Here is a 22977-nt window from a genome sequence, read left to right as displayed (position 1 = left end):
CGGTTTAACCATTTGTTACGAAACGGAAATCCTTGTTTTCCAAGGGTTCTGACAGCCAATGTCATTTTTTTGTCAAATCATGCATTTTTCCGCTTGCGGACCACGGGGAGCCTGACTATAAGGGCGCCACACCACAAGCGCACGCGCCCTTCGTCTATCGGTTAGGACGTCAGATTTTCATTCTGAAAAGAGGGGTTCGACTCCCCTAGGGCGTGCCACTTGCCTTCGTGTTTCCCCCTTCGAAAATATAAAGCAGCTTCGCAGACAGCGGATTCGTCACGCGTGATCGATGCGCCGGAACCGATTCCCGGGCGATACGTTAGAGTGCTGTCCCCCCCGATGGAAGGCAAGCCGGATGAATCGCCAGCGGGCAAATCGACCGGCTTGCCTTTCCCCTTCCAGCCAAATCACAGTGTCGGTTCTTTCTGGCGGGCAGCAGATGCCAGCTAAGGGTTGGAAAACCACGCCCCGAGGACTTCCACGAGTCATGAAGGCATTGCCGGCGCGCCGTGATAGCGGCGAAATTTCAAGGCCTTGGCCAGTCCCGGCGCAGTTTTCCACAGCCGTTCCGGCCTCCATAAAAAAACTCGTCACGAAGCGGAAAAAATCAATTTTTCCGCTTGCGGAGCAACGGGAGCCTGACTATAAGGGCGCCACACCACAAGCGCACGCGCCCTTCGTCTATCGGTTAGGACGTCAGATTTTCATTCTGAAAAGAGGGGTTCGACTCCCCTAGGGCGTGCCACTTGCTTCTCCTTGAAAATCAGTATTATGCGTTCAAATCTTCACGTGATGTGTGAGATAGAGAATTCATGCCGTTTCCGGCCGTCCTTCAGCTTTTCCCGTAAAATCAAGTCTCGATCTGTGCCGACTGTCAGGGCGCGAAAGCCGCGTCCAGAACACGCAGCTGCACACGCCTCTGGCCCTGCCAGAGATCGGCACCCACGGAGCCTGCCACGTGGATAGACCTGCCACGCGCATTCAGCAGCATCTGCCCCAGAGGGGCCTCTGCGGCGCGGAATGCGATGCCGTCCAGCCGTGAACCATCCATGGCCTCCAGCGTGATCTTGACGTGTGAGGTGCCGACCAGACGCACATCGCGCAGCCGGTGGGCAGGCACGGCAAAAATGGGCTGAGAATGGCCGGAGCCATAAGGACCAGCCTGTTCTAGCTGATCGACAAGCTGCAGGGTCGCGCCAGACGCGCCGATTGCGCCGTCGATCTTCAGCACGCTACTTTCCACCAGCTCGCTCACCGTCTTTGCGGCGGCTTCCTCGAAGAAGGTCCGGAGTTTGCCGAGATTGGCGCGTTCAACCGTCAGGCCCGCGGCCATGGCGTGACCGCCACCCTTGACCAGCAGGCCGGCATCCACAGCGGCGCGGACCATTCTGCCCATATCGAAACCATTGATCGAGCGGCCGGAGCCTGTGCCCTTACCAGAGGGATCGAAAGCGATGGCAAAGGCCGGGCGGCGGAAACGATCCTTGAGGCGTGAGGCGAGTAGTCCGACGATCCCCGGATGCCAGTTTTCCCGTGCGGTAACGATGACGCCAGCGCCAGACCCGTCGCCATACTCATAAAGCGCTTCCGCTTCGGCTTCCGCCAGCATCACGGCTTCCATCGCCTGTCGCTCGCGGTTCAGCTCATCCAGCTTTTCGGCAATCACGTCCGCCTGTGACGAGTCGTCGAGTGTAAGCAGACGGCTACCCAGTGCGGCATCGCCAATACGGCCACCGGCATTGATGCGCGGTCCGATCAGGAAACCGAAATGATACGGTGTCACCGGCCCGCCCAACCCCGCCTTTCTGAACAGCGCCGCCAGCCCGGCATTGTTCATATGGCGCGCGGCAATCAACCCCTTTACCACATAGGCGCGGTTCAGCCCCTTCAAGGGCACCACGTCGCATACGGTTGCGAGTGCGACTATATCCAGCAGCGCCAGCAGATCGATCGTGAACGCCTGTCTGTTGCGCCTGTCCTTCAACAGCCTGAGGGTGGCGACCAGAACCAGAAACACCACGCCTGCGGCGCAGAGATGCCCCTGCCCCGAAAGATCGTCTTCGCGGTTGGGATTGACCAGCGCCACCGCCGGCGGCAGTTCCGAACCGACCTGGTGGTGATCGATCACCACCACATCTGTTCCCGCATCCTTTGCGGCATTCAGCGATTCATGGCTGGTGGAGCCGCAATCGACCGTCACGATCAGGGTCGCGCCATTGGCGGCAAGCTGCTGCATCGCCGCCGGGTTCGGCCCATAACCCTCGAAAATACGATCTGGAATATAGATTTCCGGCGTCAGCCCGAAATGCGCGAGAAACCGATACATCAGCGCGGAAGACGCGGCGCCATCAACGTCATAATCGCCGAAGATCGCCACCTTCTCACCGGTCTCGATGGCGCGGACCAGCCTTTCGGCAGCCTTTTCGCAATCTGTCAGCACATGCGGGTCGGGCATCAAGGAGCGAATGGTCGGATCGAGGAAAGCGAGAGCCTCATCCACCCCCACCCCTCGCCCGGCCAGCACCCGGGCAATCAGTTCGGGAATGGCATGGATCTGGGACATGGCCAGCGCACGGTTCTGTGCGGCTTGATCCAGCCGCGAAACCCAACGTTGCTCTGTCGCCGACCGCTCCACGCTTAGAAATGCGCGGACCACCGTATCGGCCGGCTCCATCATTGCCATCCTGTCCATCGTCCTGTCATGCGAATGCGTATCCGCGCCTTGTCATGACAACGGGCTAAATGGCGATGGCGCCTTTTTCAAGCAAAAACGCCCGTATGAGGTTTCACACCGAGAAAATCGAGAAAAACGGGCTGACGATCGATACCGCGCCGACCAGCAGCAACAGGGAAAACACCGCAAGTGAACACCAGTTGCGCTCATATTCGGCAATATCGAATTCCATGCCTCGAATATTGTCGTTGGCATTGTGAGGCCGCGCCCGATGATGGGCGGCCAGAACGCTTTCGCGCTTACTGTCCTTGAAAAGGATAATCGATGTCACAGCCACGCCTCCCTCGCTTGGTAACATGATTAACCATAGAGCCGAATCGCGTTGTTTTCCAGCGGTTCTGAGGCGATCCCCTCAAATTTTACGGCGGTTTTATCCTGTGGCCGCCAAAATGGGTTTCGGTAGAAAAAAGACCGCACCTCCATGTGGAGGCGCGGCCCTCAAATTCAGAAAAATCGTAAAGCGTCTCAGGTCCGCTCGATGCGGATGACCTGCGGCTCGCTGACCAGATATTTCTCGTTCTTGATCGCCTTGACGGCCTTGCGGATCGCATCTTCCATCGTCGCGTGGGTCACGAGGATAATCGTCTGCGGCGCGCCCTCCACATGCACGCGCTGGCGCTGCACGATGGATTCCAGCGAGATGTTGTTATCCGCCATGCGGGTAGCGATGGAAGCGAAGACGCCCGCCTGGTCCTTCACCGTCAGCCGGATGAAATAGCCGCCTTCATGGCTCTTCATCTTGGCGCGACGATAATCGGTCAGCGACTTCGCCGGACGGCCGAGCACCGGAACCTGCTGGGCACCGGGACGGCTCTTGGCGATATCGGCGATGTCACCGAGCACGGCAGAGGCCGTGGCATTGCCGCCCGCACCTGGGCCCACCATCAGAAGCTCGCCAAGAATATCGGACTCGATCGCCACCGCATTGGTGACGCCATCAACCTGCGCAATAACGGAATCGAGCGGCACCATGGTCGGATGCACCCGCTGCTCGATACCGGATTCGGTCACCTGCGCCACGCCGAGAAGCTTGATGCGATAACCGAGCTCGGCGGCCGCCTGAATGTCCTCGCTGGAGATGTTGGTGATGCCTTCGAGATAGATGTCGTCGGCCGAAATCTTGTTGCCGAAGGCAAGCGTCGTCAGAATGGCGAGCTTGTGGGCGGTGTCGTTACCCTCGATATCGAAGGCGGGATCGGCTTCGGCATAACCCAGCCGCTGCGCTTCTTTCAAACAGACCTCGAACGACAGCCCTTCCTTCTCCATCTTGGTCAGGATGTAGTTGCAGGTGCCGTTCATGATACCGTAGATGCGCGACACGTTGTTGCCGGTGAGAGATTCACGCAGCGCCTTGATGACGGGAATACCGCCGGCCACAGCCGCTTCGAAATTGAGAAGCGCACCCTTGTCTTCGGCAATCGTCGCCAGCTCGACGCCATGCTTGGCAAGCAGCGCCTTGTTGGCTGTCACCACATGGAGACCGCGCGAAAGTGCTGCGCGCACAGCTTTTTCCGCCTGGCCGGAAGCACCGCCGACCAGTTCCACCAACACGTCGATATCGGCTTCGTTTGCAAGCTGCTCCGGCGTATCGAACCAGGTAATACCCTTGAGATCGATGCCGCGGTCACGCGAACGGTCGCGCGCGCTCACTGCAATAATCTCAATCGCGCGTCCGCAGGTAATCGCAAGTTCGTTGCTTCTCTGCTGGAGGATGCGCACGAGCGAAGCGCCGACAGTGCCGAGCCCCGCTATGCCGATTCTCAATGAATCTGCCATGGGTATGTTCCTGATTTGCTGGTGATGGTGACGGCCGGGGCCCGGCCGCCTTCGGTTGCCCTTATCTGTGGGCATTGAGCGAAACGACATTGTGCATCGTTTCGTCAGCACTCGACAGGAAACGCTTCAGATTGCGCGCTGCCTGACGAATTCGATGCTCGTTTTCAACGAGCGCGAGGCGGACGTAATCATCGCCCATTTCGCCGAAGCCGATGCCGGGAGCAACGGCAATGTCTGCCTTCTCGACCAGAAGCTTGGAAAACTCCAGGCTGCCGAGATGGCGGAACTTTTCCGGGATCTTCGCCCAGGCGAACATCGTCGCCGCCGGCGGTGGAACTTCGAAGCCCGCCTTGCCGAACGTATCGACCATGACGTCGCGACGGCGCCGATAAACGCTGCGTACTTCCGCGATGTCGGAGCCGTCGCCGTTCAGCGCGTGCGTCGCCGCAACCTGGATCGGCGTGAAGGCACCGTAATCGAGATAGGACTTCACGCGGGTCAGTGCCGCGATCAGCCGCTCGTTGCCAACGGCAAAGCCCATGCGCCAGCCGGGCATGGAGAAGGTCTTCGACATGGAGGTGAATTCCACCGCAACGTCGATTGCACCGGGAACTTCGAGAACCGAAGGCGGCGGATTGTTGTCGTCGAAATAGATTTCCGAATAGGCAAGGTCGGAAAGCACGATGATTTCGTGCTTCTTCGCAAATGCGATCACGTCCTTGTAGAAATCGAGCGAGGCAACGTGCGCCGTCGGGTTCGACGGATAGTTGACGATAAGCGCCAGCGGTTTCGGAATGGAGTGGCGCACCGCCCGCTCCAGAGGCCCGAAGAAGCTCTCGTCCGGCTCCACATTCATGGAACGGATAACGCCGCCCGCCATCAGGAAGCCGAAAGCGTGGATCGGATAGGTGGGGTTCGGACACAGGATCACGTCACCAGGCGCGGTTATGGCCTGCGCCATATTGGCGAAACCTTCCTTGGAACCAAGGGTCGCGACGACCTGCGTATCGGGGTTCAGCTTCACGCCGAACCGGCGGGCATAATAACCAGCCTGCGCGCGGCGAAGGCCGGGAATGCCCTTGGACGAGGAATAGCGATGGGTGCGAGGGTCCTGAACGACTTCGCACAGCTTGTCGACGATCGCCTTGGGGGTCGGAAGGTCGGGATTGCCCATGCCGAGATCGATGATATCGGCCCCGGCCGCTCGCGCGCTCGCTTTCAAACGGTTGACCTGTTCGAAGACGTATTGCGGCAGACGCCGGACCTTATGAAACTCTTCCATCACTTTCCTCATGGAAATGGACCGGTTCTGCCGGCCCATAACGAAGTTCGTTCTTGTTGTTAAACGCCGCCGACACGAACCGATCCGGCGGGCGCTATTCATTGTACCGCAAAGCACAAGAAAACCTACAGCGGTTTTCTCGGTCCACGCGGCATCGCGATCATCCGCCTTGTGGCTCCGGCGCGGCCTTTTCAGACCACAGGCAAGGCGAATTGCGCAATGTAATCAGGAAACCTGCATAACGCCAGATTCTTGGAAATTGCAAGGCAGACCATGCTCAAGAAAGGCCATTCCGGCCGTTCAGTCGCGCTCGCCCTTCACAATTGCCGCGCGGATGACGGAAAGCACCTGCTCCGGCTTGATATCGGTGCAGATGAGCTGGCTCGGATGCCCGTCCCAGTCGCCCGGCGGAAAGGCGCGGCCATCCGGCTTCTGAATGGTCTGGCCATCGGCAAGCCCGCCGCAGACGACGCGTATAGGGCCGCTGCGGGTCTCGAACAGTTCGGGCGCAACAAGGTAAACGCAGGCGCAGCTGTCATGCACCACCATGCCATCGCCGGTGCGGGTCTTGTAGAAATCGATGTAGAATTGCGACAGATCGGAAAGCAGCTGCACCGGCTTGCCGCCCGCCTCTGCCATCTCGGCCATGAAGGCGCTCGTCATCACCGTTTTCGTCGTCACGTCCAGGCCGACGACGACCACGCGCCAGGGCGCGGTGAAGACGAGATCGGCCGCTTCCGGATCACCGTGAATATTGGCCTCAGCCGCCGGCGACACATTGCCGTTGATATCGAAGGCGCCGCCCATGACGATCACCTGCTTCACCAATGCCGCAAAATCCGGCTCTTCGCGCAGCGCCAAGGCCAGATTGGTCATGCGACCAACAGCGATCAGCGTCACCTCGCCGGGATTGGCCTTGACCGTCTCGATAATAAAGCGATGCGCGGGACGCGGATCGAGCGGCAGATCGATGGTCTCTGGAATATCGATATCGCCGAGACCGTTTTCGCCATGGATGAAAGTCGGCCAGTGGCCTTCCTTGCGGGCCGGATCGAAGGTCACGCCCGCACCTTTCGCTACCGGCGCCGTCATCTGCCATTCCCGTTTCAGGAAGAGCGCATTGCGGGTGGTGATATCGATGGGCGCATTGCCGAAGACGGTGGTGACGCCGATCAGATCGATATCGGGGTGACGGTGCAGGAAAAGAAGCGCCATGGCATCATCTACACCGGGGTCCGTATCGAATATCACTTTATGCATAATGCCCTCATCCTGATGTCTCGTCATCGCCGCGTCTGGCGGTGCGCCACGGAAACATACCCATAAGCGGCAACACCGCAATCCCCCTGCCCGTCCCGGATCGGAGAGAAAAATATTGCGTGGCGATCTTTTCGGTGAAAGAAGAGGCCCTCTCCCTTAAGCCCGCCTGGACATGCCAAGTGCAAGACATCGCCCTCAACGTTTTCCTCGTTCTTTTCTGCGTCGCCATCTTTGCCGGATTTATCGATTCCATCGCCGGCGGCGGCGGTCTCATCACTATCCCGGCCATGCTGATCATGGGAATTCCGCCGCTCGATACGCTCGGCACCAACAAGCTGCAATCGCAGTTCGGCTCGGCGTCGGCCACCATTGCCTATGCCCGCCGCGGCCATGTCAATCTGAGGGAACAATTGCCGATGGCGATCATGGCGATGATCGGCGGCGGGCTCGGTGCTTTCACCGCCGCCTTCGTGCCGTCAGACCTCCTGCGTACCATCATGCCCTTCCTGCTGATCGCGATTGCCCTCTATTTCGCCTTCAAGCCGCAGCTCAGCGATATCGACAGCCATCGCCGCATCACGCCTTTCGTGTTCGGCCTCACCGCCGCACCGCTCGTGGGTTTCTATGATGGCGTTTTCGGCCCCGGCGCGGGTTCCTTCTACATGCTTGCCTTCGTGGGGCTTGCCGGCTTCGGCATGCTGAAGGCAACCGCCCATACCAAGCTTCTGAACCTGGGTTCGAATTTCGGCGGCTTTGTTGTTTTTGCGGCTGGAGGCGCGGTTCTCTGGAAGCTTGGCATCGCCATGGGCATCGGCCAGTTCGTCGGCGCGCAGATCGGATCGCGTTTCGCGATGAAAAACGGCGCGAAGATCATCCGCCCGCTTTTGGTTCTTTCCTGTCTGGCAATGGCGACGAAGCTTCTTGCGGATGCATCATCCGCATGGTCAATCGCCACGATCTGGGAAACCATCTTCCCGAAATGACAGGAAGAGGACACGGCTCGACGCTTGCGTTCGAACCGTGAATTTATGCCGTGGCGCGACGGCGCCTACGATCGGCGATTTCGCGGATGACCACCATTGCGCCAACCAGCTTGTAGTTGGAGGAATAGCAGGGCGACATTTCCAGCGATTTTACGATCGTATGGCCGTCATGATCTTCGGCATAGGTGTATTTCGACGTACCGCCCTTGAAGCAATTGTCGAGCCTCTCCCGCAGATCGTTCTGAAAACGGTGCACTCCGACAAGCTCGGCGATATGACATCCCAAAGGCCCTTCCGGCGTATTGCGCGGAAAAGCATCGATCCCGTTGGAGAATGATACCCGATAACCGGGAGAGACGACGACCACGGGCTCGTCGAGGTCGTTCAGCATATCCTCATCGAGAATAAGATGGCGGTGGTGCCACTCCAGGATGTCCTCGTCCTCGTCGCCGATCACCTTTGCCTTGAGCGGCATGCCGACATAGCGGTCGACCAGCGTTCTCAAAAGATCGGAATTGCGCTGCACGCAGCCGAGATCTTCCGCCTCGTGATTGAGGAGGTCGATGGCGAAACGGAATTGCTCACGAATGTCCTCGGAACTGCCGGTCTTACGCCCGATGACCCGATCAAGCAGCAGCTCCAGTTCACGCTCCAGCACTGCGATCTTGTCGGCCTCGTTCTTACCAACCGCTGATTGCAGTTCCGTATAACGCAGCCAGAACAGCTCAATCAAATCTTTCAACCCAACTCTCCCTGAACGGGTAAACAGCCCGCTCCCAATCCGAATGGATAGACACTTATCCCCTCATTGTAGCGTCTGTGCATTAAAAAATGACGTAACGACACGCAGGACCGCTGCAGGGATTAATCTCTAAAATATCATAGCTACTGCTATTTTTTCAATTTCGATAATCCATGAACGAAAAATAAGGTTCCACTAATAAGTAAAAATACTTAAAAACGCGATTTTACGGCCGAATTCTGTAAAAAATCACTAGAAATTCGGCCGCGCTGCAAATAATTAGATCTGGTGTTTAACGTCCCAACGGTCGTGATACCACAGCCATTGTTCGGGATATTCGCGGACCCAGCTTTCCACCTTGTCATTCAAAAGCTGCGCCGTCGCCTGAATATCGACATTTCCTTTTTCATCGCGCGGAATTTCAACCCTCGGCTCTATTTCCAGCCGGTAGCGGTTATCGGGCAGGCGCACGCAGCGGGCGGGATAGACATCGCAATTGAACTGCCGCACCAGCTTGGCAAGAAGCGGGTTGGTGCGCACCTCATGGCCGAAGAACTTCGTCGTCAAGCCTTTGCCGAACTTCTGGTCGACGAGCACGCCGACACCGCCGCCCCTTTCCAGCTGCCGCGCAAGCGCGAAGGAAGAGCCGGCATGCGACGGCACGAGATTGCCCATGCGTTCCTTGCGGAACTTGAACACCTTGTCGGCCACGAAAGGATTATTCGGCGGCCGGAACAGCACCGTCACATCCAGACCGAAGGCAGAACTGGCCACCGGCAACAATTCGAAATTGCCGCTATGGGCAGTAAATACGATAAAGGGCCGCGGGTTATCGCGAAGCTCGATAAAGGTCGAAATACCCTCGACCCGGATACGGCCCGGCTCGCTATTTTCCGGATCGAAATCGAACAGCCTGTCGAGAAAGACATATTCCGCCGCAAGCCGCCCCATGCTGCCCCAGCTGTCCATTGCGATGGTAAGCCGCTCCTCTTCGGATTTCTCCGGAAAGGCGCGCGCCAGATTGTAGAGCATCAGCTTGTGACGGCCGGTTTTCGGCCCCACGAAACGCGCCAGCCTGTCGGCAGCGCGAATTCCCGCGTCAGCTGGAAATATCTTCAGCAGATTGAGAAGGCCGAAGGCAAACGTCGCAATCAGCCATTGCCGGAAATGGTCCAGCTTCAGGACGATCCGCGTAATGAACAGTTTCAAGGCGTCAATCCATCCGCAGAACGATTTTGCCGAATACCTGGCGCGTTTCCATGCGCTCCAGCGCCCGGTCGATATCCTCGAAGGTGACTTCTGTGTCGATAACAGGATGAACGATGCCGCGCGCCATCTTCTGCATGGCGTTGGCCATGTTTTCCATGCGGCAACCGAAGGAGCCGAGCAGCTTCAGCTGCTGCTGGAACAGCATCATCAGGTTGATATCGGTCGATACGCCTGACGTGGAGCCGCAGGTGACGAGACGGCCGCCACGCTTCAGCGAGAACATCGATCCCGCCCAGGTGTCTTTGCCGACATGCTCGAACACCACGTCTACACCCTTCTTTTTCGTGAGCTTGCGCACGACGCCTTCGAAACGGTCGGTCCGGTAGTTGATGACGTGATCGGCACCCAGGGCCTTCGCCCGTTCGATCTTGTCGTCGGAGCCGACGGTGGTGATGACGGTGCAGCCCATCTTCTTGGCCAGCTGGATCGCCGCCGTGCCGATGCCGGAACCGCCGGCATGCACGAGGATCGTTTCGCCCGATTCCAGCTTGGCATTGTCAAACAGCATGTGTTCGACCGTGCCGAAGGTCACAGGCGCCAGAGCCGCGCCGATGGCATCGACGCCATGCGGAGCCGGAACGAGCTGGCGGGCGGGAATATTGATCTTTTCCTGCGCAAAGCCGTCGAGATGGAAACCGTGTACACCCTGAACATGTTCACAAAGATTGTCACGGCCTTCACGGCACGGCTTGCAGATCCCGCAGGTGCGCGCGCCGTAGATCGCAACGAGCTGGCCAGGCAGCACATTCGAAACGCCCGGGCCAATGGCTTCCACCACTCCGGAAGCCTCAGCACCGATCGTCAGCGGCATCTTGCGCTTGGCAAAAGCCATGCCGCGCCAGCCCCAGACGTCGATGTGGTTCAGCGCCACGGCCTTGACGCGCAGCGTCACCTCGCCCGGACCTGGTGCATCGGGTTCAGGCAGGTCCACTTTTTCAAGCTTCCGGTCGTCCACGAGTTGAAGAGCGCGCATGTTTTTAGTCCTTCGCCCGGAGGCGTCTATCTCAAGAGTAATTCCAGCAAAACTCTGTAACGGTTTTGCGGTCGGAATGTGTAGTCACACCAGCGAGAGCGTTCCCGGGCTTCGTTCAGGCCGGAAACGCCCCTGTCTTCTGGCGGAACCGGTTAAGCCGGTTCACGCGTCATGACAAGGCTGGCATTCTGCCCGCCGAACCCGAAGGAGTTGGAAAGCACGGCATTGACCGTCGCGTCCCGCTTCACATTCGGCACCACATCGAGCGAAATGGTCGGATCAGGGTTGTTGTAGTTGATCGTCGGCGGCAGGGTGCCGGTCAGCATGGTCTGTAACGAGAACACCGCCTCAACCGCGCCGGCCGCCGTCAACGTATGGCCGATCATCGACTTGTTGGATGACAGCGGAATGTCTTTCAGGCCTTCGCCGAAGACGGCAAGCATCGAGCCATATTCCATCTTGTCGTTTTCCGGCGTCGAGGTGCCGTGGGCATTGATGTAGCCGATATCGCTTTCAGCAACACCCGCATCTGCAAGTGCGGCGCGGATCGTCGCGATCGCCGGGCCGCCATCTGGCGAGGAACGCGTGCGGTGGAAGCTGTCAGCCTTCTCGCCGGCGCCCTTGATGATGCCGAGAACCTTCGCGCCGCGCGCAATTGCCGATTCCAGCGATTCCAGCACCAGCGTTGCCGCACCTTCGGCGATCACGAAACCGTCGCGGTCCTTGCTGAACGGCTTGGATGCCTTTTCCGGCGGCTCATTCTGGGTCGACAGCGCCGAAAGAAGCGAAAAGCGGATCAGCGCTTCGGCGCTGACCGAACCGTCTGTCGCAACCGTCAGCGCGCGCTCGGTGCGGCCCTGGCGGATAGCCTCGACACCAAGCTGGATTGCGGTCGCGCCGGATGCACAGGCCGTCGAGAGCGTGACCGGCAGGCCGCGTGTACCAAAGCGGTCCGAAAGACGCTCCGAAATCGCGCCGAAAAGAGCCGCTTCCTGAAACGCCGGGTCCGGACGTTGACGAAAAGCCGTCAGGAACCGTTCATAGGCATCACCCGGCTGGGCGGCCGGCGGAGACCGGTCGGCAAGCTCGAAACGGGCGCTCCATTCCGGCTCGATCGGTGGTGCAGCCAGAAACAGCGGGCCATCGAAATCGCCCGATATGCCGGCCTGCGCCAAAGCCTCAATGGTTGTCTCGCGTGCAAAGGCATAAGAGCGCTCGACGGAATTCGGAACCGGGATGTCGATGAAATCGACGGTGCCGCTGATCCTTGTGGAAAGCCCCTCCGTCGGGAAGCGGGTAATCTTGTGGATGCCCGACTTGCCCGCAGTCAGAGCCGCCCAGTTATCGGCAAGACCCTGCCCAAGCGATGTGATGATGCCCATACCGGTGACTGCAACGATCGGGCGACCGAGATGATCCTTGAAGTTGGAAGTCATGGTCTTTTCTCCTCACACGTCACGGGACAGAACGGCGACACCTTCGCCGCGCACATGGCCGACGGTGGTGACGACCGCTTCGCTGGCCGCCTCGCCCATGGGCTTTTCCGCGGCGCCATCGAAAGTAGGAACCTTCGCGCCGCTTTCAAGCGTCAGGGCGGCAAGCGCCAGCCCAAGCGGGAACTGTGCTTCAAGTCCATGGCCGGTGATACCGCCGAAACCGCGAATGACGGCCTGCGGCAAAGCTTTTTCCAGAATATTCTTTTCACGCTGCGTCACGGCGTCGTAACCGCTCGCACCGGAAAACACGACGGTCGCAGCACTGTCCTTTGCAGGGGCAAGCAGCCGTTCCATGCGCTTTTCCATCTTGCCGTCATCACGGCTACCGCGATCGCCCTCGATGGCGTCGATGCGGGCATAGATGCGTGCGCCGCGTTCACTGGCGTGCTTGCGCGATTCCAGCACCAGGAAGGCTCCCAGCGAACCGGAAATCATGCCGCCGCCGTCCTGGCCGCCACGCGACCAAAGCGGCTGCCAATCGCCCTGCGCATGCGCGCCGATCGCTTCAAACAGCAGGATCATGTCCGGGCGCTCGGCCGAGAAGGCGCCGCCCACCAGGGCGTGGCTGGATTCGCCGGAACGGATACGGTGAAACGCAGTCTCGACTGCGGAAATGCCGGCTGCTTCCTCGCCCATGAAGGTACGGGAGGACCCTGTGACCTTGTGAACGATGGAAATGTTACCGGCCATCAGATTGGAAAGCTGGGCGAGAAACAGGGTCGGACGCAATTCCGTCGTTAGCTTCTCGTTGAGCAGCACTTCGCGGTCGTTGCGCTTCAGCGCCTCATCGACAATCAGCGTATCGACATTGATGTCGCGCTCGCCACCGCCCGCAGCCACGATCATGTCCATGGTAGCGCAGGCTTCCGCGTTTTCCTTCAGCCCTGCATCATCAAGCGCGAGGCCGGCGGCAAAAACGCCGAGACGCTGCCAGTTTTCCATCTGGCGCTGGTCGCCGCGCTTGGCAATCTGCGTGGACCAGTCGATCTCCGGCATGGGATGAACCGGATAGGGTTTGAACTTTTCGGTCTCGATCACCGTTGCCGGCGCCGCAGTTCCCGAAAGAAGCGCAAGATGCGCCTGGCTGCCGACGCCGTGACAGGTCACGATGCCGACCCCGGTTATCACCACATCATTGTCAGATTTCATCGTCTGTCATCCTTTGCAGCCTGACCTATTGAAGCGGTCACGGCTATCCAACAGCGGTCGCAAACGACCACTCCATGCGTTGCGGAATAAAGCGCGCGATGCGGATTGGCAATGGTGAAGGCCCGATCCGCCAGCACAAGCCCACGATTTTCGTGAATCAAAACCGGGTCTAGGGGAAAAATGCCGTCTCCCGGCATCAGCGGAAGCGCTTATTTTTGCGCATCCGCGGCAATCGCCGCCATCAGGCCGACTTCCTCGGCCCGCTTCCTGACGATAGGCGCGAGCGGAATTTCGCTGAAAGGCATTGTCCTGAGCTTCAGCTGCGCATCGCAGACCTTCTTGCCTTCGCAAGTGATCTTCGCCTTGGTGACTGCAAAACCCGAACCGTCATGTTCCAGCACCGCCTCGATATCGAGAACCGCGCCCGGCTCCACGAAGGTGCGCATCTTGGCGCCGTCAACCGACATCAGGAAGGGCATTGCGGAAAAATCGCTGAACGCCAGAACCATCATGCCGGAAGCCTGCGCCATGGTCTCGATCAGAAGCACGCCCGGAACCAGCGGCATGCCGGGGAAATGTCCCTCGAAAACCGGGCTTTTGTCGGGAACGACAGACCGCGCCTTCAATGTGCGCGTCGCCATATCCACGGCTTCGACCTTGTCGATCATCTGAAAATATTCAAGCAGCATCCGTCCGGCCCGTTTCTGGTCGGTTACGACCCGTCCCTGAAGGTCAGGTCCAGAAAAAGAAATGCCCGCTCGAAGCGGGCATTATCGCCTCAGCCCTTGGCTGCGCGCAATTCGTCGATCTTGGCACAGAGGTTCTTCAGCACGAAATATTCTTCGGTGGTAACCTTGCCTTCGTTGACTTCCTGCGTCCACTGCTCGAGCGGAATCTTGATACCGAATTCCTTGTCGATGGCGAAAACGATATCCAGAAAGTCGAGGCTGTCGATGCCCAGATCGTCGATCGTGTGGCTTTCCGGCGTAATGGTTTCGCGGTCGATTTCGCTGGTTTCGGCGATAATGTCGGCAACCTTGTCGAATGTAGCTGTCACGCCCATAATCCTTATTGTCGTTCGTATTAAATATCCTGTCTGACGCACCACATAGGCAAGTCGCACAAAAAAGCCAATGGTTTCGTGACGTAACTTTGAAATTTGCCTTGAAACTGTTGCCTAAACAGCAACCGAATGACGGCCGCGTCCGCTGCCGAGATAGGCGTCGAAGGTTGCCGCAATATGACGGACAAAGGGTTTTCCCGCCTCCGTCACGGCAAAAACATCGCCATCCATCCGCACCACACCGTCCCTGTCGCCGCCAGCGAAAAGCTGCGCCTCCATGCTGACGGAATGGCTGGCCTTGCCGAAACGCCGCTTCAAATCGCCCAGATCGAGCGAAAAATCGCACATCAGCCGCTCGATGACATAGGAGCGCAGGTGATCGTCCTCGGACAATTCTATTCCCTTTAGAACCGCGAAACCACCCTCGCCCACCATCCGCTGATATTCCCCCGTCGCCACCATGTTCTGCACGTAGCCCTGGGGCAACCGGCCGATCGCGGATGCACCAAGCCCGATCAGGGCATCGGCCGTGTCAGTGGTGTAGCCCTGAAAATTCCGCCGCAGCTCCCCCGTCTCGACCGCCCGGCTTAAAGTGTCGGCGGGCTTGGCGAAGTGATCGATCCCGATTGCCCTGTAACCCGCCTTGCCGAGCATATCCGCCGCCATCGTCATCTGGCGGTAGCGCTCGGCAATATCTGGCAATGCCTGCTCAGAGATCAGCGACTGGTGTTTTTTCATCCACGGAACATGCGCATAACCGAACAGCGCGATCCGGTCGGGGTCGAGTGAGATGATCTGGTCAACCGTCTGTTGCAATGTCTCGCAGGTCTGGAACGGCAGGCCATAGAGAATGTCGCAATTGACCGAGTGAACGCCCCTTGCCCGCACGGCATCTACCACCGATTCCGTCTGCTCGAAGGTCTGAATCCGGTTGATGGTTTTTTGCACTTTGTCATCAAAGTCCTGCACACCGAGGCTCGCGCGCGTCATGCCGATGACGGCAAGCGCGTCATAGCGACTTTCGTCAAGATCGTTCGGGTCCATTTCCACGCTGATTTCGGGCGCCAGACCAAAGGTGAAATGGCGTCTTAGACAGTCCATCAGGCCCACCATGTCTTCAGGCCTCAGCATAGTGGGAGAACCGCCGCCAAAATGCACCGCGCTGACCACTGCATCGGGGGAAACAAGCGAGCCGACGGCTTCTATCTCCCGCCTAAGTGCCTCAAGATAAACGGCAATCGGCTCGTATTTCAGCGTGTGCTTGGTGTGGCAGGCACAGAACCAGCACAGCCGGTCGCAATAGGGAATATGCAGGTAAAGCGATATCCGGTTCCGGTGGCCAAGCTCGCCGAGCCAGCGGCGATAGGTGCCATTATCGATTCCCTCGTGAAAGTGCGGCGCGGTAGGATAGCTCGTGTAACGCGGCACGGCGCCCGAATATTTGCGAAGAAGTTCGGTATTCATCCCCGGATTTGCCTTTTATCAAGAAAATGTCGATTTCCTCCCCTTCAGTAACGGCTGCGACAGTTTGCAACTTTGACTTCAATCAAATTGCACCTTAAGTTCTTGCTAAAGTAGACGCGGGGGCGACGACTACGCGGCGCAAGCCTTCGAAAAGACCGGATTTTACACCTGCGGTCGCATTCGTCCCTTAAAGCCAGCATCGGAAAAGGCTGATGGACACGCTACAGAAGACCATCCACAATTCGGAATATCCCGTCGTATGCCGCTCCTGCGAGGCGCGTCACGGTGGTCTTTGCAGCACGTTGACGCCGCAGCAGCTCTGCGACCTCAACCGTCATTCCAGCCGTAAGAAGCTGGAAGCGGGCAACGAGCTGCTTGCCCAGGGGGAGCTCGTCAGCTCCTACGGCAACATTCTCAACGGCGTGGTGAAGCTCTCGAAGATGATGTCGGATGGCCGCCAGCAGATCGTCGGCCTGCAATTTGCACCGGATTTTCTCGGCCGCCCGTTCATGGCGGAAAGCAAGATGACGGCGGAAGCCGCAACCGATGTGGAAATCTGCCTGTTCCCGCGCCGTATCGTCGACCGCATGGTTTCCGAAGTGCCGGATATGGAACGCAAGCTTCACAGCCAGTCTCTGAAGGAACTGGATGAGGCGCGCGACTGGATGCTGACACTTGGCCGAAAATCGGCACAGGAAAAGGTTGCCAGCTTCCTTTATATGATCGCCACGCATATCGATCCGGAAAAGGACGATAAATCAACGTTCGACCTGCCGCTATCGCGCGCAGATATAGCCGATTTCCTTGGTCTCACCATCGAAACAGTTAGCCGGCAAATGACTAAGCTGCGCAAGGAAGGCACGATCAGCATCGAGAACAACCGTCATATTACAGTGCCGGACCTCGATATGCTCAGCGAAGCCGCCGGAAACGACTGACCGGCGTTTTTCAACTTTTCATCGTCCCTGCGGCGCTGACGTTCCGATGTTGATGTACGGCGCCCGCGCCTGCGCGGGTGCGAGCGCAAAACCGGCAAGAACCAGCAAAGCAGCGATGCATCTCATGATATTTCACCCTGTCTACCGCTTTTTCAGCGGCCTGTTTGTTATGACCGCATCATAAGCGGCAAAGCGCATCCATCCGCTTAACATCTTCAGTAAGCATATGGTTCAAAGGCAGGGTAAATAAGGGGTTATGAGAGCGGCTTGGTACAGAATGAAGCACAAGGATTGCCGTTATCCTCGGCCTTGTGCCGAGCGAATCCCGAGATCCACAGGTTGTCGATTCTCGGTAAAGGCCCCAGAACGACGAACGGAAGAACCTTACTGCGTAACAGGCGTCGCAACCGGCTTCTGGTTTTCGCCAAGCGCCCGCAATTCCGCGACTCGGCGTTTGTATTCAGCTTCCGAAATCTGGCCGTTGCGGCGTGCAGCACCCAGGCGCGACAGGTTCGATTCCATTTTGGACGCTTCATCATCCCCCATCTGGCTGCCGGCAGCCGTAATAGGCGCTGAAAAGCTTGGATAGGTGCCGGTATCGCGTCTCTGGCTCACCACATTGTCGCTGACGGGGCGCGGGCCGACGATTTGGGCTTGCGGGTGGGGCATATGGGCCGGTGCGACGATCGGTGCCGGGGTCTTGCAGGCGGCAAGTACTGTAACGAGCATGGCGCCGGAAAGCGAAAGAAGGGCGATCCTTCCAGCGTTTTCCGCAAATCTTCCCCATGTACCCATGTGCTTGCCCATCGTCATGTTCCGCCTGTAAGGATATCGCCGATATCGAATTCGACTGCGGTTCGGCTCTTCGTGGCCTCCCCTTGCTGGTGGAACTTGTATTCGTTTTCATGCAGAATGTGCAAACACAAATTTGGTGGAGGACAGCGCATGGCAGGTGTTGACGGCGGGGCAGAGAAAAAGGGTGGCAAAACGCCCGGTTTCGACGCCACATCCGCCGAGGCTTACCTGATCCGCGACCCGGAAGCCTTTGCGGTCAACATCGCCCGCGCGCTGGAAAACCTCGGCAAAGCCGCGTCCGAATGGCTGGCGCCCCGCGAACGCGGTGAAATTCCGCAGACCAGCGCCGATCCGATGACCGACATCGTCAAGACGCTCTCCGATGTCGCCGAATACTGGATGGCAGAACCGAAGCGTTCACTCGAAGCGCAGACGCACCTGCTTTCCAGCTATTTCGATCTGTGGACAAAATCGGTGGCACAGTTTTCGGAAGATGCCGATTCCCGCTCGGAAAAGGCGGCGGAGACCGGCCCGGCAGAGCGAAAGAACAGGCGTTTTGCCGACGCGGACTGGCAGGCCAATCCGTTTTTCGATTTTCTCCTCAAAGCCTATCAGACCACCGTCGGTTTTGCCGACCGGATGGTTATGGAAGCCGAAGGACTGGACGAGCACACCCGCACCAAAGCGTTGTTTTACATGCGCCAGGTGACGGAAGCCCTCTCGCCAGCCAACTTCGTCTTCACCAATCCGCAGGTCTTCCGCGAGACGGTCGCGTCCAGCGGCGCCAATCTCGTCAAGGGCATGGCACAGCTTGCCGAAGATGTCGCGGCCGGCCACGGCCATCTGAAACTGCGCCAGACCGATTACAGCAAATTCGTCATCGGCCAGAACATCGCCATCACATCAGGCAAGGTGGTTGCCAAAAGCCCGCTCTGCGAGATCATCCATTACGCGCCGACGACGAAAAAGGCCTTCAAACGGCCGCTGCTCATCGTCCCGCCATGGATCAACAAATTTTATATCCTCGATCTCAACCCACAGAAATCCTTCGTTAAATGGTGTCTCGATCAGGGTCACAGCGTGTTCATGGTCTCGTGGATCAACCCGGACGCCAGGCTGGCCGACAAGGGTTGGGAGGACTATATTCGCGAAGGTATCGATTTTGCCCTCGACACGATCGAGGAGCAAACCGACGAAAAAGAGATCAACGCCATCGGCTATTGCGTCGGCGGCACGCTTTTGTCTTCGGCCCTGGCATTGCATGCGCAGGAAGGCAATGAGCGCATTCGCAGCGCCACACTTCTCGCCGCCCAGACGGATTTCATCCATGCGGGCGACCTCAAGGTCTTCATCGATGAAGGCCAGCTCGCCGCGCTCGACAGGCACATGCAGGCCGTCGGTTATCTCGATGGCTCGATCATGGCCACAGTCTTCAACATGCTGCGCGCCTCCGATCTTATCTGGCCCTATATGGTCGATAATTATCTGCGCGGCACGGAACCCCTGCCCTTCGATCTCCTCTACTGGAATTCCGATTCGACCCGAGTGACCGCTGCCTGCCATTCCTTCTATCTGCGCAATTGTTATCTCGACAACAATCTCGCCCGCGGGCTGATGCGCGTGGCGGACAAGCGGATCAACCTCGGCGACATAAAAATCCCCATCTATGATCTCGCCACGCGCGACGACCATATCGCGCCAGCGAAATCGGTCTTCACGGGGGCGGCACTGTTCGGCGGCCCCGTGGAATTCGTGCTCGGCGCTTCCGGCCACATAGCCGGTGTGGTCAATCCGCCGCAATCCGAAAAATACCAATATTGGACAGGCGCATCACCATCCGGAGACTTCGATGCCTGGCAGGCCGCAGCCACGGCCCACAAGGGATCATGGTGGGTGCACTGGCAAAACTGGATCGAAAGCCAGAATGGCGAGAAGGTAAAGGCAAGGACGCCGGGAGACGGCAAGCGACCAGTGCTCGGTGATGCACCCGGAACCTACGTTCTGTCCTGACCAGCCCCCACCTCTCACCTTTCAGGCCACATGCTCTTCAAGCCCCCACTCGTTCCCGCAACGCTGATCGCCCGCTACAAGCGTTTCCTCTTCGACGCTGTTCTGGAGGACGGCACGGCGATTACAGGCTCCTGCCCCAATACCGGCTCCATGCGCGGATTGACCACGCCCGGCTCGCGTATCTGGATGTCCGAGCATGACAGCCCAACCCGCAAGTACCGGCATATGCTGGAAATGGTCGAGGCCGATGGCACCGTGGTCGGCATCAATACCGGCATGCCGAACCGGCTGGCGGAAGAAGCGATCCTCAATGGCCGCATCCCGCAGCTTGCCGGCTATTCGACGATCCGGCGCGAGCAGAAATACGGCCGCAATTCCCGTATCGATTTCCTGCTTTCCGAAATTGGGCGGCCGGATGCCTATGTGGAAGTAAAGAACGTTCATTTCATGCGCGAAAAAGGTCTGGCCGAATTCCCTGATACCGCCACCAAACGCGGCGCCAAACATCTGGAGGAGCTGGGCGACGCAGCGGAGGCCGGTCACCGCGCGGTGATGCTCTATCTCATTCAGCGCAACGATTGCGACCAGATGCGCATCTGCGATGATCTGGATCCGGTCTATGCGCTGGCGTTTCAGCGGGCCATGTCGCGCGGCGTGGAGGCCTATGCGGTGAAATGCGACGTTTCCCCGGCACAAATTTCAGTCACGGGAACGGTTAAGATGGACGAATGGCGTCCGGCTGTTTTATGAACAGGGACGTAAAGAGACAGAAAGCACTATGATGGTCACCTATATCGACGCAGCCTCCGCCCCCCTCAAGAATACCGGCGTCATCCGCCTTTATACCCCTGAGGATTTCGACGGGATGCGCAAGGCGTGCCAGCTGACGGCGCGTTGCCTCGACGAACTGGCGGCAATCGTCAAGCCGGGTGTGACGACTGATGCCATCGACCGTTTCGTCTTCGAGTTCGGCGCCGACCATGGCGCTTTGCCGGCAACACTGAATTACCGTGGTTATACGAAATCCGTCTGCACCTCTATCAACCATGTGGTCTGCCACGGCATTCCGGACGCAAAGCCGCTGCGCGAAGGCGAAATCGTCAACATCGACGTGACCTATATCCTGGACGGCTGGCACGGCGATTCGAGCCGCATGTATCCGGTTGGCACGATCAAGCGCGCAGCTGAACGTCTGATGGAAGTGACCTATGAATGCCTGATGCTCGGCATCGCGGCAGTGAAACCGGGTGTGCGCACCGGCGCGATCGGCGCGGCTATTCAGGCCTATGCCGAGGCGGAACGCTGCTCGGTGGTGCGTGATTTCTGCGGCCACGGCGTTGGACGCCTGTTCCACGACACCCCCAATATCCTGCACTACGGCCGCCCGGACGAAGGCCCGGAGATTCGCGAGGGCATGATCTTCACCATCGAGCCGATGATCAACCTCGGCAAGCCGCATGTGAAGGTGCTCTCCGATGGCTGGACGGCAGTAACGCGCGACCGCTCCCTTTCCGCGCAATACGAACATGCGGTCGGCGTAACCGCGACCGGTTGCGAAATCTTCACACTGTCGCCGGGCGGCTTTGACCGTCCGGGCCTGCCGCCACTCGCATAAGGCCAGACCGCCATGGCAAAACGCCCTGCCCCGCCTTCCGCCGATCTTCCATCGACCTCCGGCTTTCAGGCGGGAAACGGCGATCTGTTCGACGCAACGGATGAGCGCGGCTTCTTTGCCGAACCGCGAAGTGCGGTGAATAAGACCTCGGAACACCCCGCAGCCGTTGCGGAGCCGGAAGCGGAGATCGCACACTATCACGGCCATCGGGACAGGTTGCGGGCGCGTTATCGCGACGGCGGCGATACCGCCCTTGCCGATTACGAACTGCTGGAGCTTCTGCTTTTCCGGCTGATACCAAGGCGTGATACCAAACCCATCGCCAAGGCGTTGATCGCCCGCTTTGGTACCCTTGGCGGGGTGCTTGGCGCGCCGCTGCCGCTGTTGCAGGAGGTGAAGGGCGTGGGTGAGGCCGTGGCGCTCGATCTGAAGCTCGTCGCCTCCGTTTCCCAGCGCATGCTGAAGGGCGAAATCCGCAACAAGCAGATTCTCGGCTCCTGGTCTTCGGTCATCGACTATTGCCATGCCGCCATGGCCCATGAAACCCGTGAGCAATTCCGCATCCTGTTCCTCGACAAGCGCAACGTCCTGATCGCCGACGAGGTGCAGGGTCAGGGAACCGTGGACCACACGCCGGTTTACCCGCGCGAAGTGGTGCGCCGCGCCCTCGAACTTTCCTCTACGGCTTTGATTTTAATACACAATCATCCGAGTGGAGACCCTACCCCCTCGCGTGCCGATATCGAGATGACCAAAACCATCATCGATACGGCAAAGCCGCTGGGGATAGCGGTGCACGACCACATCATCATCGGCAAAGACGGCCACGCCAGCTTCAAAGGGCTTCGGCTGATCTGAAATCCATGGGCATTAACGCGAAGGCCTTTCCCGGCCTGCAACCCATAAGAGCGACATCAATACAAAATTAACACCTATAAATTAGCATTTCCGAAAATAAGAATAAAGGCATCTGACTTTGGTGCCTGAAGAAACGGGGGTGCTTTATGCGTAATGGAGTGCATTTCCTTCGTGATCGATCCGGCTCGTCCGCTGTCGAGTTCGCCATCGTCGCGCCGATTTTCTTTCTCGTCCTGCTGACAATGATTGCCTACGGTATCTACCTGATGGCCGCCTATTCTGTGCAGCAGATCGCCGCCGACGCGGCAAGGACGGCTGTTGCCGGACTGAATACGACCGAGCGCCAGCAGCTGGCCCGTGATTTCGTCACCAAAAGTGACCTCAGCTACGCCTTCATGGACAAGACGCGTTTCACGGTCAACGTCGCCACCGATCCCGCCAATGCCAACCAGTTCACGGTCAAGGTGGAATATGACGCCCGTGATCTGCCGATCTGGAGCCTCTACAGCTACACCCTGCCCGAGCCGGTCATCCGGCGTTTTTCCACAATCCGGATCGGAGGAGCATGAC

At 58.6% G+C, this 22977-nt stretch carries 21 protein-coding genes and 2 tRNA genes; 9 read left to right on the top strand and 14 right to left on the bottom strand.

What is annotated here, in order from left to right; translation table 11 throughout:
* The first annotated feature begins 143 nt into the window (after nucleotides 1–143).
* Both ACQZ5Y_RS14250 and ACQZ5Y_RS14245 read left to right on the top strand, forming a co-directional pair.
* Nucleotides 144–218 (top strand) — tRNA-Glu (locus tag ACQZ5Y_RS14250).
* 452 nt (nucleotides 219–670) lie between these two features.
* Nucleotides 671–745 (top strand) — tRNA-Glu (locus tag ACQZ5Y_RS14245).
* A 129-nt stretch (nucleotides 746–874) separates the two neighbouring features.
* Here ACQZ5Y_RS14245 and recJ read toward each other — a convergent pair.
* From recJ to ACQZ5Y_RS14220, 5 genes are all read right to left on the bottom strand, one after another.
* A complete protein-coding gene (gene recJ / locus ACQZ5Y_RS14240) occupies nucleotides 875–2683 on the bottom strand; it encodes a single-stranded-DNA-specific exonuclease RecJ (RefSeq protein ID WP_419457021.1) in 1809 nt (602 codons plus the stop codon).
* Between the two features lie 103 nt (nucleotides 2684–2786).
* Complete coding sequence (locus ACQZ5Y_RS14235) at nucleotides 2787–3011, bottom strand: hypothetical protein (RefSeq protein ID WP_025593517.1); 225 nt, start codon at nucleotides 3009–3011, stop codon at nucleotides 2787–2789.
* Between the two features lie 188 nt (nucleotides 3012–3199).
* Complete coding sequence (locus ACQZ5Y_RS14230) at nucleotides 3200–4510, bottom strand: homoserine dehydrogenase (protein ID WP_003515377.1); 1311 nt, start codon at nucleotides 4508–4510, stop codon at nucleotides 3200–3202.
* A 61-nt stretch (nucleotides 4511–4571) separates the two neighbouring features.
* Nucleotides 4572–5792 (bottom strand): LL-diaminopimelate aminotransferase, encoded by a 1221-nt coding sequence (locus ACQZ5Y_RS14225; RefSeq protein WP_003515379.1) that lies wholly within the window; start codon nucleotides 5790–5792, stop codon nucleotides 4572–4574.
* 300 nt (nucleotides 5793–6092) lie between these two features.
* Nucleotides 6093–7052: a nucleoside hydrolase gene (locus ACQZ5Y_RS14220; RefSeq protein WP_065687344.1), complete on the bottom strand. Its 960-nt coding sequence runs from the start codon at nucleotides 7050–7052 to the stop codon at nucleotides 6093–6095.
* Between the two features lie 179 nt (nucleotides 7053–7231).
* Between ACQZ5Y_RS14220 and ACQZ5Y_RS14215 the strand changes: the two genes are divergently transcribed.
* Nucleotides 7232–8035, top strand: coding sequence for a TSUP family transporter (locus ACQZ5Y_RS14215; RefSeq protein ID WP_026330928.1), 804 nt, complete (start codon nucleotides 7232–7234; stop codon nucleotides 8033–8035).
* Nucleotides 8036–8078: 43 nt separating this feature from the next.
* Here the strand turns inward: ACQZ5Y_RS14215 and ACQZ5Y_RS14210 are convergent, their stop codons facing one another.
* The 8 genes from ACQZ5Y_RS14210 to hemN form a co-directional block, all read right to left on the bottom strand.
* A complete protein-coding gene (locus tag ACQZ5Y_RS14210; RefSeq protein WP_013636202.1) occupies nucleotides 8079–8777 on the bottom strand; it encodes a hypothetical protein in 699 nt (232 codons plus the stop codon).
* A gap of 279 nt (nucleotides 8778–9056) precedes the next feature.
* Nucleotides 9057–9986: a lipid A biosynthesis lauroyl acyltransferase gene (locus ACQZ5Y_RS14205; protein ID WP_019566226.1), complete on the bottom strand. Its 930-nt coding sequence runs from the start codon at nucleotides 9984–9986 to the stop codon at nucleotides 9057–9059.
* Nucleotides 9987–9990: 4 nt separating this feature from the next.
* On the bottom strand, nucleotides 9991–11019 hold the full coding sequence (locus tag ACQZ5Y_RS14200) for a zinc-binding dehydrogenase (protein ID WP_003515388.1): 1029 nt from the start codon (nucleotides 11017–11019) through the stop codon (nucleotides 9991–9993).
* A 152-nt stretch (nucleotides 11020–11171) separates the two neighbouring features.
* Nucleotides 11172–12455: a beta-ketoacyl-ACP synthase gene (locus ACQZ5Y_RS14195; protein WP_003515389.1), complete on the bottom strand. Its 1284-nt coding sequence runs from the start codon at nucleotides 12453–12455 to the stop codon at nucleotides 11172–11174.
* Between the two features lie 12 nt (nucleotides 12456–12467).
* Nucleotides 12468–13664 (bottom strand): beta-ketoacyl-ACP synthase, encoded by a 1197-nt coding sequence (locus ACQZ5Y_RS14190; RefSeq protein ID WP_038491088.1) that lies wholly within the window; start codon nucleotides 13662–13664, stop codon nucleotides 12468–12470.
* Nucleotides 13665–13873: 209 nt separating this feature from the next.
* Nucleotides 13874–14353 carry a hotdog family protein gene (locus tag ACQZ5Y_RS14185; RefSeq protein ID WP_019566224.1) on the bottom strand — a complete coding sequence of 160 codons (480 nt, stop codon included), beginning with the start codon at nucleotides 14351–14353 and terminating at the stop codon, nucleotides 13874–13876.
* Nucleotides 14354–14442: 89 nt separating this feature from the next.
* Nucleotides 14443–14727, bottom strand: a complete 285-nt coding sequence (locus ACQZ5Y_RS14180; RefSeq protein WP_019566223.1) for an acyl carrier protein — start codon at nucleotides 14725–14727, stop codon at nucleotides 14443–14445.
* Between the two features lie 114 nt (nucleotides 14728–14841).
* Nucleotides 14842–16191 (bottom strand): oxygen-independent coproporphyrinogen III oxidase, encoded by a 1350-nt coding sequence (gene hemN, locus ACQZ5Y_RS14175; RefSeq protein WP_174049479.1) that lies wholly within the window; start codon nucleotides 16189–16191, stop codon nucleotides 14842–14844.
* 212 nt (nucleotides 16192–16403) lie between these two features.
* Here hemN and fnrN point away from each other — a divergent pair, with 212 nt between their 5' ends.
* On the top strand, nucleotides 16404–17129 hold the full coding sequence (gene fnrN / locus ACQZ5Y_RS14170) for a transcriptional regulator FnrN (protein ID WP_003515395.1): 726 nt from the start codon (nucleotides 16404–16406) through the stop codon (nucleotides 17127–17129).
* Nucleotides 17130–17513: 384 nt separating this feature from the next.
* Here fnrN and ACQZ5Y_RS14165 read toward each other — a convergent pair whose 3' ends face one another.
* Entirely contained in the window at nucleotides 17514–17936 is a 423-nt protein-coding gene (locus ACQZ5Y_RS14165) for a hypothetical protein (RefSeq protein WP_003515396.1), read from the bottom strand.
* 138 nt (nucleotides 17937–18074) lie between these two features.
* Here ACQZ5Y_RS14165 and ACQZ5Y_RS14160 point away from each other — a divergent pair, with 138 nt between their 5' ends.
* The 5 genes from ACQZ5Y_RS14160 to ACQZ5Y_RS14140 all read left to right on the top strand — a co-directional run bounded on the left by ACQZ5Y_RS14160 (nucleotide 18075) and on the right by ACQZ5Y_RS14140 (nucleotide 22976).
* Nucleotides 18075–19934, top strand: a complete 1860-nt coding sequence (locus tag ACQZ5Y_RS14160) for a class I poly(R)-hydroxyalkanoic acid synthase (RefSeq protein ID WP_174049480.1) — start codon at nucleotides 18075–18077, stop codon at nucleotides 19932–19934.
* Between the two features lie 30 nt (nucleotides 19935–19964).
* Entirely contained in the window at nucleotides 19965–20684 is a 720-nt protein-coding gene (sfsA, locus tag ACQZ5Y_RS14155; protein ID WP_174049481.1) for a DNA/RNA nuclease SfsA, read from the top strand.
* 31 nt (nucleotides 20685–20715) lie between these two features.
* Entirely contained in the window at nucleotides 20716–21549 is an 834-nt protein-coding gene (gene map / locus ACQZ5Y_RS14150; protein WP_026330927.1) for a type I methionyl aminopeptidase, read from the top strand.
* 12 nt (nucleotides 21550–21561) lie between these two features.
* The gene (gene radC, locus ACQZ5Y_RS14145) at nucleotides 21562–22407 is read left to right on the top strand and encodes a RadC family protein (protein ID WP_174049482.1); all 846 of its coding nucleotides are present in this window, start codon (nucleotides 21562–21564) and stop codon (nucleotides 22405–22407) included.
* A 146-nt stretch (nucleotides 22408–22553) separates the two neighbouring features.
* Complete coding sequence (locus ACQZ5Y_RS14140) at nucleotides 22554–22976, top strand: TadE/TadG family type IV pilus assembly protein (RefSeq protein ID WP_003515401.1); 423 nt, start codon at nucleotides 22554–22556, stop codon at nucleotides 22974–22976.
* Nucleotide 22977 lies beyond the last annotated feature (1 nt).

The organism is Agrobacterium sp. A3-95 (genome assembly GCF_053521785.1).
Note: the sequence above shows the minus strand (reverse complement) of the source record. Positions and strands in the feature narration are given on the sequence as shown.